The sequence below is a fragment of the Aminobacter sp. LjRoot7 genome, from assembly GCF_964252895.1.
GTDB lineage: Bacteria > Pseudomonadota > Alphaproteobacteria > Rhizobiales > Rhizobiaceae > Aminobacter > Aminobacter aminovorans_B.
Map to the genome: position 1 here is coordinate 286,520 of NZ_CAXUPX020000004.1, position 14,974 is coordinate 301,493.

Sequence of the window (14,974 nt, forward strand, 5' to 3'; positions counted from 1 at the left end):
ACCTTTACGAGGCGATTGCAGGCTTCGGCTAGATTGCCATGCGGTGCGAGACGTTCTTGGCCACCATGTAGTGAAGGATGCCTTCGACACCGCCCTCGCGACCGAAGCCGCTTTCCTTGACGCCGCCGAACGGCGTCTCGGCAACAGAGGCTTCAAGCGTGTTGATCGAGACGTTGCCGGCTTCGAGGTCGTCGGTGATCTGGTCGACATTGGCGGCCGAATTGGTGAAGGCATAGGCGGCGAGGCCGAAAGGCACGCCATTGGCCTTCTCGATCGCCTCTTCCAGCGAGGAGACTGGATTGATCACCGCCAGCGGGCCGAACGGCTCCTCGCGCATCACGCGGGCATCATCGGGCAGCTCGGCAAGAATCGTCGGCGGATAGAAATAGCCGCTATTGCGCGGCCGCTCGCCGCCGAGCAGAAGCTTGGCGCCCTTCGAAACGGCGTCGGCGACCAGCACTTCCATCGCCTCGACACGGCGATGGTTGGCCACCGGACCCATTTCGACCCCCTCTTCCAGACCGTTGCCGACCCTGACTGCGCGGGCGCGCTCGATGAAAGCCTCGGTGAACGACTTGTAGACCTTCTCGTGGACGAAGAAGCGGGTCGGCGAGGTGCAGACTTGGCCGGAATTGCGCACCTTGCGGATGGCCGAGGCGATGCCGGCCTTCACCGGATCGGCGTCGTCGCAAACAATCACAGGGGCGTGGCCGCCGAGCTCCATCAGCGTCGGCTTCACATAGCGGGAGGCGAGACCGGTCAGCGTCCTGCCAACCGCGGTCGAGCCGGTGAAGGCGATCAGGCGAACCTGCTCCTGCGGGATGAGGTATTCGGAAATCTGCGCCGGAATGCCGAAGACGAGGTTGAGCACGCCGGCCGGAAGGCCGGCATCATGAAAGGCACGCGCAATGTGCAGGCAGCCGGCAGGAGTCTCTTCCGCCGCCTTGATGATGATCGAGCAGCCGGCGGCCAAGGCACCGGCGATCTTGCGCGCCGGCTGGCTCATCGGGAAATTCCACGGCGAAAACGCCGCCACCGTGCCGATCGGCTGGTGATGGACGATGTAGCGGATACCGGGCTCGCTGGGGATGACGCGGCCATAAGTGCGCTGGGCTTCACCGGCGTCCCATTCGAAGAATTCAGCTCCACGAATAACCTCGAGACGCGCCTGCTGGAACGGCTTGCCGTGCTCGCGGGTGATGTCCCTGGCGACCTCGTCGATGCGCTCGCGCAGCAGCGCTGCTGCCTTGCGCAGCACCTCGGCGCGGCGGGCGGGCGAGGTCTTGCGCCAGACGGCAAAGCCGCGCTCGGCGGCTTCGAGAGCCGCGTCGAGATCTCCGGTGGAGGCCACCGGAACAGCGCCGATCACGCTCTCGTCGGCCGGGTTGATGACGGGCAGCGTTTCCGCCGTCCGCCGCCAGGCGCCGCCGATGTAAAGCTGGAGATCGGGGTAGTTGGACATCGGGCGCCTCGGCTTCGCAATTGGCATCAATTCGACAGTTCCGGGCAGCGGCCCGTGCCGTCTTGGTGCCAACATCGGCGGAAACCATTATATCGACAAGATGGATTTATCTGATAAATTAAGACTGTTTTCTGTATAAGTTAGCGACGAAATAACCCGGCCATTCGAGCCTGCGCCGCGGAGACCGCCGTGAAGATCACGATCAAGCAGATTCAGCAGTTCCTTGCGGTCGCCGAGCTCGGCAGCTTTTCGCGTGCCTCGAAGCGGCTTGGAACCGCGCAGCCGGCGCTATCGCAGGCGATCCGCGATCTCGAAGCGGAACTGTCGGTGCGCCTGTTCGACCGCACCACCCGCCGGGTTGAACTGACCGATGCCGGCCGCGAGTTCCAGAACTCGGCAACGAAGGTGGTCGAGGAACTGGAGCATGCGGTCGAGGGCGTGCACATGCTGGCCGAACGCCGGCGCGGACGCCTGCGCATCGCCGCCCCGCCGCTGCTCGCCTCCGTCGTGCTGCCGCAGGCCATTGCCGAGTTCCAGAAAAGCTACCCCGGCATATCGGTGCAACTCGCCGATGTCGGCACGGAGCAGATCGTCGAAAGCGTGCGCAGCGGCCAAGCCGATTGCGGCCTCGGCACCTTTTCGCCGGCCGAGGATGGCATCGAAAGGCTGTCCCTGGTGCGTGACAGCCTGATGCTGTTCTGCGACCATGACAGCCCATTCTATGGTTCGGAAACGGTCAAATGGGCCGCTCTGGCGGAGCAGCCGCTGATCACGCTGACCCGCGACAGCGGCATCCGGCTGCTCGTCGAAGTCGGCTTCGAGATGGCGCAGATTCCGTTCAAGCCGGCCTATGAGGTGACGCAGGTGACGACGGCCATCGCCCTTGTCGAGGCAGGCCTCGGCATTGCCGTCCTGCCCACCTATGCGCTGGCGGCGGCGCGTTTCAGGAAGGTCGCCGGCAAGCCGTTGGCCGAACCGACCATCTCGCGCGAGGTGTCGCTGATCCACGCCACCGGGCGTTCGGTCTCGCCTGCCGTATCGGCCTTTGCCGGCGTCGTGCGCCGCTATGCCCAGCAACTGACGCCACGCGACGCCAACTGACGCTCAGCCCTTGATCAGGCGGACCAGCGCCTGCGACAGGAAGGTATCCTCGGAGGCAAGATCGAGCAGCACGTCGAAATGGTTGCGGCCGGGGATTTCCATCAGCTCCGAGGCAAAGCCAGCCTCGCGCCACATCTGGTGATATGCGGTCGACTGCCGCCGGAAGCCGTCGGGCTCGCCGTCGGCATAGGCAACGACGATCGGGCAGCCGACCCTGGGCAAGTTCGTAGCCGGGCTCAGCCGCTCCACCGCCGCCTCGTCCAGCTTGATCCAGTCCTGCACGAACGATCTTGCAATCGGCGCGAGATGAAACAGGCCGCTGATCGGCAGCGCGCCCTTGATGACATCTTCCGGCACGCCAGCCTCGTGGTGCCAGCCGCCCGAGAGCACAGCGCCCGTCAGGTGCCCGCCGGCGGAGCTGCCGCCGGCATAGATGCTCTCGGGAGCGATGCCGAACTCGCGGCCGTTCTTCCACAAAAAGCCGATCGCCGCCCTGACCTCGCGCACGATCTCGTCGAGCGAAGCCTCGGGCGCCAGACGGTAATCGACCACGGCGGTGGCGATGCCGTTCTTCGCCAGCATCGCTGCCATGAAGGCGGAATCGTGCTTGGACAGCATGCGCCAGTAGCCGCCATGGATGAAGACGAAGACCGGCCGCGACTCGCTAGAGGTGCCGTAGATGTCGATCGTCTGGCCGCTCTGCTCGTCATAGACGACGTCGAGATGCGTGGCGTGGCCCCGCATCTCCTCGGAGCGGCTTCGGTAGTCGCGCATCGCGGCATCGAAGACTTCGGGCGTCACGGAAGCCCGCGCACCGTAGTCGCGGTCGAGGACGTCACGCGGCCAATTGGCTTCTTCGGCAAGCACGCTCATGCGCTACTCCTGTCAGGCGACGAAGGCACGGATGGTGTCGGCCACCACCTTGGGCTGCTCGAGCGTCGGGAAGTGCGTCTTGCCGGGCAGCTTGTTGGGCTTGTACCAGTCGTTGCCGGCAGCGAAATCGAGCTGTGCCTGAGCGTATTCCGGTTCGAAGGGCTGCGAATAGATGTGGGTGATCGGACGCTTGTCCTTGAGTGCTGCCATGCGCTGCATCGGGTTGCCCCACTTGCGATAGGCCTTGCCGATCTCCCGCCCGGACCGCGCCCACATCTCGAAGCTGTATTTCGCCATCTCGTTGTTGACGTGGTTGACGATGTCCTGGTTCTCGGTGTCGCCGATCCAGTAGTTGAAGAAATCGCCGCGGCCATTCTCCCAGTTGGTGCGATCCTGGATGTGGTCGATCATGCGGAAGAAATCTTCGTTCGGCGTGGTCTGAATCCAGTCGATGACGACGGTACGCGGGATGCGCGCCACCCCAAGACGGTCCGTCACCTCGATGTTGGCCCAGCCGCCATGCGAGGTCGACACCGGCACGAGCCTGTCGATGTTCATCTTGTCGAGGAAGGCGACGACGTCGGACGCCTGGTCGTCGACGGTGAAGTCGCCATCATGCTCGCGATGCTCGCCATGGCCGCGCCAGTCCAGGCGGATGACGCGATGGGTCCTGGCGAGTTCGGGCGCCAGCGTCTTGAACAGGCGGTGGTCCTGGCACCAGCCCGACAGAAGCAGCAGCACCTCGCCCTCGCCTGCCTCGTCGTAGGAAAGGGTGTTGGCGCCGATCTGGATGGATTTCATCTGATGTCTCCGAATTCTGGGGCGCATCGCACCCGATGTTCCCTGGTCAGGCGAGCGGCTCGGTGGCGGTCGGCGCATAACGCGCCGTCTTCATGCGCTCGGCGCCGAGTTCGCGGCTCTTGCCGGTGATCTTCATCACCTCAGAGCGCAGCTTGTCGGGCCAGAAATTCATGTCGCCGAGCCGCTCGGCGGTGTCCTGGGTGTGTTCGGTGATCGGCCGCTCACGCTCTTCCCAGGCAGCCAGCGCCTGCTCGATGTCGGCCGCATTTGCCACGGCAGCGGCGAGCCCAAGGCCGTTCATCAGCGCGCAGCCGCCGCCCTGCCCGAGATAAGGCGGCATGGCGTGTGCTGCGTCTCCCAGGATCGCCGCACGGCCTTTGCTCCATTGCTTGAGCTTGACCACCTCGAAGGCGTCCCAACGACCGGCATCGCCGAAGCGCGAGACCAGATGGGCGAGATGCGGGAAGGATTCGGTCCACAGCGCGCGGTCGGCCGGAACCTTGAGCGCCGCAGCGTCATCGGCGGCGCAGCAGAGCGCGACGTAGAGGTCGGTGGCGCTGGCCGGGGTGTAGAGAATGCGGCGGGTGCCGGTGAAATATTCGATGTAGCGGTCGCGGTCCTCTGCCGGTACGTCGGCATCGTCGCGGCCAATCAGCATGCGGATCGCGCCATAGCCGAGATGCTTGCGGTACATCATCAGGTCGAGCGAGTCGCGCACCTTTGAGTTGATGCCGTCCGCGCCGACGACAAGGTCAGCCTTGCGTCGCGTGCCGTCGGCGAGCAGCAATTCGCCCTCTGGCGTCGCGCCGACCGCTTCCGAGTTGGTCAGGATCTCGACGCCGCTGCGTCGGCAGGTGTCGACGAGCGAATTGATCAGCTGCTCGCGCAGGATGGTGATCAGCCTGGCATCACCCTGACCGTTGATGGGGATTTCTTCCATCGTGGTGTTGTCGTGGTCGCGGGTGTGGAACTGCGGTCCGATATGGGCGCCGACGACGGCCTGCTCATAGGCGCCGATCGCCTTGAGCACGCGCAGGCCGTTGCTCCAGATGTAGATCCCGGCGCCGAAGGTGCGCAGGTTCGGCGCGCGCTCGTGCACGGTCACCGACCAGCCACGCTGGGCCAGTGCGGCAGCCGTGGTCAGCCCGCCAATTCCAGCGCCCGCGATCTCCGCGTGGCGCCCGGCTCCGGTTTTCTCGGTCATGTCTGGATTGTCCTCCCCGTGCGGCAAATCCTGCCGACGTCTGGGGCCCGGCCGCAACGAGGCGACTCGGGCCGAAATACCTCCGCGCGCTGGCAACGCCTCGCGCCGCCAACGCCTCCTCATGGCAAGTTTCCAGCGATTGGACATTCAGACAAGTGAATTCTCTGGAAATTCCTATGAGGATTTGGAATATCAACCTGAACGCAACGACTTGAAAGCAAGGCTCCGATGAAACTCGTCACTAGCCGTCTCACCATCCGCCATCTGCGCATGGTCGTGGCGATCGTCGAAGAGGGCAATCTTGTGCGCGCCGCCAAGCGGCTGAACATGACCCAGTCGGCGGTGACCAAGGCGCTGCAGGAAATCGAGGCGCTGACCAAGGCGAGGCTGTTCGACCGCACCAATCGCGGCGTCGTGCCGACGATGTTCGGCGACACGCTGGCCGAGCATGCGCGCCTCGTCATCACCCAGTTGGCGCATGCCGAGGAGCATCTCGCCGACCTGCGCGACGGCACCGGCGGCCGCGTCGCCATCGGCACCTTGCTGTCGGCCTCGGCCGAATTGCTGCCGACGGCCATCGCTCGCCTGCGCAAGGAGCGGCCCAAGCTCGTCGTCAAAATCGTCGAGGGCACCAACGACGTGCTGATCCCAGCCTTGCGCGCTGGCGAACTGGACATGGTGGTCGGGCGCCTGTCCGAGCAGCGCGACCGGCTGAATGTCGTGCAGGAGACGCTGATGGACGACATCGCCTGCGTGGTCGCGCGTCGCGGCCATCCGCTGGCCGAGCGCAGCGAACTCAACCTTGCCGACCTGATCGGCTGGGAATGGATCCTGCCGCCGCAGGAAACCAGCCTGCGCCGGCAGATCGACATCGCCTTCCGCGAGGAAGGGCTGGAACCGCCGTCGCATGCGGTGGATTCCGTTTCGCTTTTGACCAACAGGGCGCTGCTGATCGACGCCGACTATCTCGGCGTGTTCCCCGCCCAGGTCGCCCGCCGTGAGGCCGCCGCCGGCGCCATCGTCATATTGCCGGTGACCTTGCGCGCCACGGCCATGCCGATGGGCATCACCACCCGGACAAACGCGCGGTTGTCGCCAGCGGCTGAAGTCCTGGTGGAGACGCTGCGCCGGACTGCCGCCGACCTCGCGCGCCATGACGTATAAGTAATCACTAGACGATTGATATTCCCTGACGTCATGGCTGGATGACGAGTTTTCCATTTACCGGAATGCTGGTTGGGCCAAGCTTGGGCGATTGGACAACACTGCGGAGGAGCAGCTGTTGCCAGCGGTTTATGCCGAACGAAGGCCGGTGAGCTTATGCCCCGGCTTCGCGAAAGTGCGCGCCGCCTGCCCCGCTGCCCCTCCCTTTGAAACGTTCACTGCGACGGCCAGTTCACCCCGCGATCGAGGATTGTGGAGGCTTTGCCTAAGCGGTGGGGAATTTTGGGGAAGAGGAATAATCTAATGCATTTCAAGGGAATCTTGTCGGCCGCCATCATGGCATTGTCGGTCAGCGCGGCCTATGCCGAAGACCCGCTCAAGATCGGCATGATCACCACGCTTTCGGGCCCCGCTGGCTATCTCGGCCAGGACATACGCGACGGCTTCCAGTTGGCCATCGACGCCAATAAGGGCCAGCTCGGCGGCAAGGCCGTCGAACTGGTTGTCGAGGACGACAGCCTGAAGCCGGGCAACGCCAAGCAGATCGCCGACAAGATGCTGTCCGAGCAAGGCATCAAGCTGTTCACCGGCATGGTGTTCGCTAACGTCGCCTTCGCCGCCCTGCCCGACATTCTCGACGGCGACGCGATCTATGTCAGCGCCAACACGGCATCCGCCACCTTCGCGGGCAAGGAATGCCATCCGAACTATTTCGTCAGCTCCTGGCAGGATGACAGCCAGGGCGAAAGCGCCGGTGCCCTTGCCCAGTCGCTCGGCTACAAGAAGGCCTTCCTGATCGCACCGAACTACCAGGCCGGCAAGGAAACGATGGGCGCCTTCAAGCGCTTCTACAAGGGAGAGGTCGTCGGCGAGACCTATACCGGCCTCGACCAGACCGACTTCGCCGCTGAGATGGCGCAGATCCGCGCCGCCAAGCCCGACGTCGTCTACGAATTCGAGCCGGGCGGCCTCGGCATCGCCTTCATGCGCCAGTACCAGCAGGCCGGTCTGCTCAAGGACATCCCGATGGTCGTCCATCCGGCGTCCCTCGACCAGGTCATCGTCGGTGCTGTCGGTGATGCGGCGCTTGGCGTGAAGGTCACCAGCCACTGGAACGACGACTTCGACAATCCCGTCAACAAGGACTTCGTCGCGGCCTGGAAGGCCAAGTTCGGCGACCGTCCGATCACATATTATGCCGCCCAGGGCTATGACGCGGCATTGCTGATCGGCACCGGCCTTGAAAAGTCGGGCGTCGACGACCTGCCGGCCTTCCGCAAGGCGCTGCTGACGTCGGAAATCCCGTCGGTGCGCGGTTCGTTCAAGTTCGGCCCCAACCAGCACCCGGTGCAGGACTGGTATTCGCTCAAGGCGGAAAAGGGTGCTGACGGCAAGATGGTGCTCAAGACCGAAAGCAAGGTGCTGACGGCGCACAGCGACAGCTACGCCGCCGACTGCAAGATGTCGACGGACTAAACCAAAAAAGACACGCGTCCCGGGCGGGTGGTCCCGGGACGCGTGCTCCACCAGGCTGCGCGAGGGGGGACTACGCTGCAGCCCGGCAGCAGTCGCCAGTTGGGATCGGCAGATCCGCGTGGCGACTTGCGTTCAGGCAGTGGCGGCGTGATTGCCGAAGTAGAAGACCTCCCGATCGAGATCCGCGATGTCCTTGGCGCCGAGGCTGATGCCCGGGCTGTTCAGCATCTTGAAGCGGCCTTTCCCCTTCACCCATTCATCGGCCGGCTGCAGCGTCGACAGCGTGTAGGTCGTCGTCTCGTTGAGATAATGGGTGGGAATGATCACCTTGGGCTTCAGCCGATCGACGATCGCATCCGCCTGGGCATAAGACAGGATGTGCTGCGAGCCATCGACGGGAAGTGTCAGCACATCGATCCGGCCCACCGCATCCCAGAAGGCATCGGCCGGATCCGGCCTGTTGTCGCCCCAGATCAGCGTGCGCACGCCGCCCGTCTCGATGACATAGGTGACCATGTCCATGTGCCCGACATTGTTGGGCGGGCAGGCCTCGGCGCCAAACTCCTTGAGTGCGTTGGTCCATTTGTACCAACCCGGCGCCAGGCAGGCGTGCTTGTCGGCAAAACCCGATATCTTGATGTCGGCGAACTCGAAATGTCCGGCCATCCGGTCCAGCACCATCGTCGATGACGGCCGGTCGATGGCATCGTGGTCGAAATGGGTGTGGGTCGACATGGTGATGTCGACGACGGTTTCGGGGAACTTGTTCTTGAACCACAGGCCCCAGGCGCCCGATGGATCGTCGCGCCACGGGTCGAAAAGCACCGAGGCGCCGCCAGGCGAGGTGATTTTCAGCGCGCAGTGCCCATAGTAGTCGAATGTCACGGGTCCATCGGCGAAGGACGTCGTCCCCTGCAGCACCAGGACACGGTTGTTGTTGCCGGCCTGGGTCCAGTCGGTCGATTGCGCTGCGGCAGGACGCGTCATGATGGCTGCCGCAGCACCTATGCCGGCGGCGCCCGCGGCCATGAAGAACGACCGGCGCGACAGCCTCGTTTCTTCCGCCTCGTCGCCCCAGCGGTAAGCAATCGGCTCCAGCTTCACGTCCATTCGCAGTTCCCCTTGTTTTCGGCTCGCTGGCCGTCCGCGCTTCGATGGCGCGGTATGGAGACGAACTTACGTTTGGGAACCAGACGGCAATACGAGGGAAGATCGGGGTCAGACTATGGGGAAAAACCCCAAGCTAGCCGCGAAGGGAATTGAGGTGGCTGCGCAAGCTGACTTTCTGCGAATTCAGCCCCAGCTTGCGGCGGATGTTGTTGCGATGGAAATCGACGGTGCTCATGGCGCGGTTGATCGCCCGCGCGATCTCCTTGGTCGAATGCCCCTGCACGATCATCTGGACGATCTCGCTCTCGGTCGGCGTAAGATCGGCAAGGGTGACCGCCAACCGCCGCGAGAATGTCGACGTCAGGTCCTTGAGCCCCGCTTCAAGCAGGTCCAGCCGCGCACGCGCCGAAGGCGAACTGCCGGCGCGTATCGGCTCGATATGGGGCAGCACGCGCTGCGCCAGCGCGCCGGCGATCTGCTCCTCTGCTTCGCTGCGCGCCTCCTCGAAGCGCCTCAACAGCACGCGCAGGGCAGCATTGGTCTCCGACAGCTCCGCTGTCCTCTCCATGACCCGCTCTTCGAGTTGATCCCTGCTTTGGCTCAACTGATCGAACAGCTTCATGCGCTCCTCGATCATGGCCAGAAGCACGAGGTCGGCGTCTATGGACGCCTTGAACTCGGCGAGCAGCTCGGCGCACTGGGCGGCCTTGGGATTGTCCTGCCCGTCGAGCACGCAGATGGTGCCGAAGATGCGGCCATCCGGCCATGACAAGGGAAAGCCGTGGTAGAACGACATGCCGTGCTTGATATCAGGGTTGTTCCGCCACTTGTCCGAGAGAGAGGCATCGCGAACCAGCAGCGGCGCGTCGTTGTCCATCACCTCGTCGCAATAGAGGCCGGTGTGCAGCGTGAAGTCGTCGCCGACTTCATAAGGATTGCCATCGCTCTTGCTGGAAACAAGCACTGTGTGCTTCGGCGGATTGGCCTCCATGACGAGCCCGGCCGGCACGTCCAGGAGCTCGGCAAGCAGGTTCACGATCCGCTGCCAGCGCGCAATCATCTGGTCGGGAATTACAGTCATTCAGTGCCACCCGATTGTCCCCCCGGGCGAAGAGTGCCAGATATTGGTGCGAAGACAACCGGCGAACACAACCTGCGACCACACGGGGCCACGGCGCTGAGTAGCGACAGCCAAAACACCTTTCCCCATCGTCACGCAGTAATCTCGTCCGGCATGTGGATTTTCTTGGCTTCGCAGGCCAATAACCATCAAACACTAGATGTGATGAAGGGTCGGCGGCAGGCGATTGGGTGTTGACCTTTGATCCATCTGGCTTTCCGATTGCAGCCGGAAATCGACGAAGGGCAAGATGCTGAAGACATCAGGGGCGGACAAGGAAGGTGCATCGGAGCGCCGCGCGATCAGCGCGGATCTGATCGCGGTACTCGTCGCCGCCCCCAACGGAAACCCGGTCGTGCTGACAGTCAAGGAGGGCAGCACCCTGCCCTCGGGTCCGTTCGCGCTTGGTCATCGCTCGCTGCAATCGGGCCTGCGTGACTGGGTGGAGCAGCAGACCGGCCACCCGCTTGGCTATATCGAGCAGCTCTACACCTTTGCCGACCGTGATCGCAGCATCGAGGAAGCCACCCGCCGGGTGATTTCGATCAGCTATCTCGGCCTGACCCGCGAGGAGCCCTCGCACCGCACGCCGCCGGACAGCTGGCGCAACTGGTATGAATTCTTCCCCTGGGAGGACCATCGCACGGGCGCACCCGCACTCATCGACGACATCATCGTGCCACGGCTGCGCCTGTGGGCTGATTCGGCCGAACAGCAGGACAAGCGCCAGAACCGGCTGCGGCGCGCCGCCAGCGCCTTCGGCTTCGACGATCGCCACTGGAACGAAGAGCTGGTGCTGCAGCGCTACGAGCTGCTGTTCGAGGCAGGCCTGGTTGAAGAGGCGGTTCGCACGAAGCGCGGGACTGCTGTGCCGGGCAGAACCATGACCGGCGATCACAGGCGAATCCTCGCCACCGGCATCGGCCGGCTCCGGACCAAGATCAAGTATCGCCCTGTCGTGTTCGAGCTGATGCCGCCGGCCTTCACGCTGCTGCAGCTGCAGCGCGCGGTCGAAGCACTGGCCGGCGTTACCGTGCACAAGCAGAATTTCCGCCGTCTCATCGAGCAGCAGGATCTTGTCGAGGAAACCGGTGAAATGAGCGCCGACACCGGCGGACGCCCGGCGAAACTGTTCCGTTTCCGCCACGCCGTGCTCGACGAACGTCTGGTCGCCGGAACCAAATAGGCAAATCGTGGCTTGACAGAGCTTATGCTCATGCTAAGCATATGTCCCAATTATACTCAGTACGAGCATAATAGGAGCAATGATGTCTGGCATGACCCCTTCCGCCGCCTCGCTCTATGACCGCGTCCAGCGCGTCATTCCCGCCATCGAGTGGCCGGTCTTTTCCGATGACATCGATGCCATCCTGAGGCTCAAGCGCGAGCGCAACGCCGTCATCCTGGCGCACAACTACCAGACCCCTGAGATCTTCCATTGCGTGGCCGACATCGTCGGCGACAGCCTGGCGCTCGCCCGCAAGGCGATGGAGGTCGAGGCCGACGTGATCGTGCTCGCCGGCGTGCATTTCATGGCCGAGACGGCCAAGCTGCTGAACCCGTCAAAGACGGTGTTGATCCCCGACATGGGCGCCGGCTGCTCGCTGGCCGATTCGATCACGTCCGAGGACATCCGCCTGCTGCGCCAGCGCTATCCCGGTGTACCCGTCGTCACCTACGTCAACACCTCGGCTGCGGTGAAGGCAGAATCGGACATCTGCTGCACCTCGGGCAATGCCAAGGCGGTCGTTGAATCGCTCGGCGTGCCGCGCGTGCTGATGTTGCCGGACGAATATCTGGCGCAGAACATCGCCGCCCAGACCGATGTCGAGATCATCGCCTGGAAGGGCCATTGCGAGGTGCATGAGCGCTTCACGCCACAGGACATACGCGAGATGCGCGCCGCCCATCCCGGCGTCACCGTGCTGGCCCATCCGGAATGCCCGCCGGAAGTGGTTGCCGAAGCCGATTTCGCCGGCTCGACGGCCGCGATGTCCGACTATGTCGGCCGTGAGAAGCCGGCCCGCGTCGTTTTGGTGACGGAATGCTCAATGAGCGACAACGTCGCCGTCGACCATCCCGACGTCGAGTTCATTCGCCCCTGCAATCTCTGCCCGCACATGAAGCTGATCACACTCGGCAACATCCGCTCCGCCCTGGAGCGCAACGAACACGCCGTGACCATCGATCCTGCCGTCGCTGTGCGTGCGCGCCTCGCCGTCGAGCGGATGCTCGCGGTATGAACGACGTCGTTCGCCTGGCCGGCCGTCCCGTCATCATCGGCGGCGGGCTTGCCGGCCTGATGACGGCGCTCGAACTGGCACCGAAGCCGGTCGTGCTGCTGTCGGCTGCGCCGCTGGGCGACGAAGCGTCGAGCGCGCTCGCCCAAGGCGGGCTTGCGGCGGCAATCGGCAACGACGACTCGCCCGAACTGCATCTTGCCGACACGCTGGCTGCCGGCGACGGCCTGTGCGACGAAACAGTCGTCCGGCGCATCGTCGAGGCAGCGCCATTGGCTATCGAGAGACTCGCGGAACTTGGCGTCGCCTTCGACCGCGATACCGGCGGCGCCCTGCAGCTCGGGCTCGAAGCTGCCCATGCCCGCAGGCGCATCGTCCACGCGGCAGGTGCCGCGACCGGGCGCGAACTGATGCGTGCACTGGTGGCCGCTGTCCGCAGCACGGCGTCGATTATGGTCATCGAGGGTTTGGCGGCACGCCGGCTGATCACCGAGGACGGTGCGATTTCAGGTGTGCTCGCCGAAGGCAGCTCCGGCAGCATGGCGCTCACCACCAGTCGCGTCGTGCTCGCCACGGGCGGCGTCGGCGGACTTTTTCGCGACACGACAAACCCGCTAGGCTGCTTCGGCCAGGGGCTGGCGCTCGCCGCCCGCGCAGGCGCGGCATTTGCCGATCTCGAATTCGTCCAGTTCCACCCGACCGCACTCGACGGGCTGCTGCGGCCGATGCGGCTGATCAGCGAGGCGGTGCGCGGCGAAGGTGCCGTGCTGATCGACGAAACCGGACGGCGCTTCCTCGCCGACCTGCCCGGCGCCGAGCTTGCCACCCGCGATGCGGTTGCGCGCGGCGTCCATCGCCATCTCGCGCGCGGCCACCGGGTGTTTCTCGACGCGCGGACCTGCCTGGGCATACGTTTTGCCGACCGTTTTCCGACGATTGACGGCTACTGCAACGAGGCTGGTATCGACCCCGCACACGAGCCGATCCCGGTACGCCCCGCCGCGCATTATCACATGGGCGGCGTGGCGGTGGACGGCGAAGGCCGCAGCACCGTGCCAGGTCTCTGGGCCTGCGGCGAGGTCGCCTCGACCGGACTGCATGGCGCCAACCGGCTGGCCAGCAACTCCCTGACCGAAGCCGTCGTCATGGCTGGCTGGGTGGCACGGAGCGTGGCCGCCTCCGCCGATACGCGCCACGCGGCACGCGCCTTGCCACAGGTGCCTGCACGTCCCGATCCGCGCGAGGCATGCGACATCGTCTCGTCCTCGCTCGGCGTCTTGCGCGACGGCGAGAGCCTGCGCGATGCAGCGACGGCATTGCTTCCGATCGCCAGCAGCAATTCGCCGGCGGCGGATCCTGCCGCGGTCGCGCTGATGATGGCTATTTCGGCACTTGGCCGCGAGGAAAGCCGCGGGGCGCACAGCCGCAGCGACTTCCCGCTGCGCAGTGTCGTCGCGCGCCGGTCGCGCATCACACTGGACGCAGCGCTGCAGGCCGCAGCCGCACTCGACACCTCGCTTTTTGCCCGGAGCGCATGATGAACCTTTCGCCCCTGCCTGAGATCATGATCGAGCCGCTGGTTCGCGCGGCCCTGCTCGAAGACCTCGGCCGCGCCGGCGACATCACATCAGATGCCATCGTGCCGGCGGGCCATCAGGCGAAGCTGGTGCTTGCGGCGCGTCAGGCTGGCGTCGTCGCCGGACTTGACCTGGCAGCCCTCGCCTTCCGGCTGATCGAGCCCGCAATCGAGATGAAAGTCGCGAAACCTGATGGCAGCCGCCTCGCCCCGGGCGATGTCATCGCCACGCTGAGCGGCCCGGCGCGTGGCCTTTTGACAGGCGAACGCGTGGCGCTCAACTTCCTGTCCCATCTCAGCGGCATCGCCACCGCCACGGCTGGCATTGTCGATGCCGTCGCCGGCCACAAGGCGCGCATCGTCTGCACCCGGAAAACCACGCCCGGCCTGCGCGCGCTGGAGAAGTATGCCGTGCGCTGCGGCGGCGGCTCCAACCACCGCTTCGGCCTCGACGACGCGGTGCTGATCAAGGACAACCACATCGCCATTTCGGGCGGTGTTCGCCCGGCCATCGAGCGCGCCCGGGCCAATGTCGGGCATCTGGTGAAGATCGAGGTCGAGGTCGACACGCTGGAACAGCTGGACGACGTGCTTAAGCTCGGCGTCGACGCCGTCCTACTCGACAACATGTCCCCGGAAACCCTGACGACGGCAGTCAAAATGGTCGCCGGACGGGCGATCACCGAAGCCTCGGGCCGGGTCAACCTCACTACCGCCCCCGCGATCGCCGCCAGCGGTGTCGACCTCATTTCCGTCGGCTGGCTGACCCACAGCGCGCCGATCCTCGATATAGGACTGGACACGGCCCCCTGACCGGGGCAATGGTCCCGCCCCGAGTGGGGATGGC

The 14,974-nt window shown here is 64.7% G+C and carries 13 protein-coding genes; 7 read left to right on the forward strand and 6 right to left on the reverse strand.

Features of this window, described 5'->3' with window-relative positions:
- Positions 1 to 28: 28 nt before the first annotated feature.
- Positions 29 to 1,462 (reverse strand): NAD-dependent succinate-semialdehyde dehydrogenase, encoded by a 1,434-nt coding sequence (locus ACSQ3E_RS14450; RefSeq protein ID WP_436123210.1) that lies wholly within the window; start codon positions 1,460 to 1,462, stop codon positions 29 to 31.
- A 189-nt stretch (positions 1,463 to 1,651) separates the two neighbouring features.
- Here ACSQ3E_RS14450 and ACSQ3E_RS14455 point away from each other — a divergent pair, with 189 nt between their 5' ends.
- Positions 1,652 to 2,563 (forward strand): LysR family transcriptional regulator, encoded by a 912-nt coding sequence (locus tag ACSQ3E_RS14455; protein ID WP_436123211.1) that lies wholly within the window; start codon positions 1,652 to 1,654, stop codon positions 2,561 to 2,563.
- A gap of 3 nt (positions 2,564 to 2,566) precedes the next feature.
- Here the strand turns inward: ACSQ3E_RS14455 and ACSQ3E_RS14460 are convergent, their stop codons facing one another.
- Genes ACSQ3E_RS14460 through ACSQ3E_RS14470 form a run of 3 tightly spaced genes read right to left on the reverse strand, consistent with a single transcriptional unit; the run spans position 2,567 to position 5,441 of the window.
- A complete protein-coding gene (locus ACSQ3E_RS14460; RefSeq protein WP_436123212.1) occupies positions 2,567 to 3,436 on the reverse strand; it encodes an alpha/beta hydrolase in 870 nt (289 codons plus the stop codon).
- Positions 3,437 to 3,448: 12 nt separating this feature from the next.
- A complete protein-coding gene (locus ACSQ3E_RS14465; RefSeq protein ID WP_436123213.1) occupies positions 3,449 to 4,237 on the reverse strand; it encodes an alpha/beta fold hydrolase in 789 nt (262 codons plus the stop codon).
- A gap of 46 nt (positions 4,238 to 4,283) precedes the next feature.
- Complete coding sequence (locus ACSQ3E_RS14470; protein WP_436123214.1) at positions 4,284 to 5,441, reverse strand: FAD-dependent oxidoreductase; 1,158 nt, start codon at positions 5,439 to 5,441, stop codon at positions 4,284 to 4,286.
- A 228-nt stretch (positions 5,442 to 5,669) separates the two neighbouring features.
- Between ACSQ3E_RS14470 and ACSQ3E_RS14475 the strand changes: the two genes are divergently transcribed.
- The gene (locus ACSQ3E_RS14475; protein ID WP_436123215.1) at positions 5,670 to 6,605 is read left to right on the forward strand and encodes a LysR family transcriptional regulator; all 936 of its coding nucleotides are present in this window, start codon (positions 5,670 to 5,672) and stop codon (positions 6,603 to 6,605) included.
- Positions 6,606 to 6,908: 303 nt separating this feature from the next.
- Positions 6,909 to 8,081, forward strand: a complete 1,173-nt coding sequence (locus ACSQ3E_RS14480) for an ABC transporter substrate-binding protein (RefSeq protein ID WP_436123216.1) — start codon at positions 6,909 to 6,911, stop codon at positions 8,079 to 8,081.
- Positions 8,082 to 8,213: 132 nt separating this feature from the next.
- On the opposite strand, the gene ACSQ3E_RS14485 is transcribed toward ACSQ3E_RS14480, so the two are convergent.
- Positions 8,214 to 9,191 carry an MBL fold metallo-hydrolase gene (locus tag ACSQ3E_RS14485; protein WP_436123217.1) on the reverse strand — a complete coding sequence of 326 codons (978 nt, stop codon included), beginning with the start codon at positions 9,189 to 9,191 and terminating at the stop codon, positions 8,214 to 8,216.
- A gap of 133 nt (positions 9,192 to 9,324) precedes the next feature.
- The gene (locus ACSQ3E_RS14490) at positions 9,325 to 10,272 is read right to left on the reverse strand and encodes a helix-turn-helix transcriptional regulator (RefSeq protein ID WP_436123218.1); all 948 of its coding nucleotides are present in this window, start codon (positions 10,270 to 10,272) and stop codon (positions 9,325 to 9,327) included.
- Between the two features lie 289 nt (positions 10,273 to 10,561).
- On the opposite strand from ACSQ3E_RS14490, the gene ACSQ3E_RS14495 reads away from it, so the two are divergent.
- The 4 genes from ACSQ3E_RS14495 to nadC all read left to right on the forward strand — a co-directional run bounded on the left by ACSQ3E_RS14495 (position 10,562) and on the right by nadC (position 14,940).
- Positions 10,562 to 11,497, forward strand: a complete 936-nt coding sequence (locus tag ACSQ3E_RS14495; protein ID WP_436123219.1) for an NUDIX hydrolase — start codon at positions 10,562 to 10,564, stop codon at positions 11,495 to 11,497.
- A gap of 82 nt (positions 11,498 to 11,579) precedes the next feature.
- Positions 11,580 to 12,554, forward strand: a complete 975-nt coding sequence (gene nadA, locus ACSQ3E_RS14500) for a quinolinate synthase NadA (protein ID WP_436123220.1) — start codon at positions 11,580 to 11,582, stop codon at positions 12,552 to 12,554.
- Positions 12,551 to 14,089 carry an L-aspartate oxidase gene (locus ACSQ3E_RS14505; protein ID WP_436123221.1) on the forward strand — a complete coding sequence of 513 codons (1,539 nt, stop codon included), beginning with the start codon at positions 12,551 to 12,553 and terminating at the stop codon, positions 14,087 to 14,089. The genes nadA and ACSQ3E_RS14505 overlap by 4 nt, the downstream gene beginning before the upstream one ends.
- Complete coding sequence (nadC, locus tag ACSQ3E_RS14510) at positions 14,089 to 14,940, forward strand: carboxylating nicotinate-nucleotide diphosphorylase (RefSeq protein WP_436123222.1); 852 nt, start codon at positions 14,089 to 14,091, stop codon at positions 14,938 to 14,940. The genes ACSQ3E_RS14505 and nadC overlap by 1 nt, the downstream gene beginning before the upstream one ends.
- Positions 14,941 to 14,974: the final 34 nt, after the last annotated feature.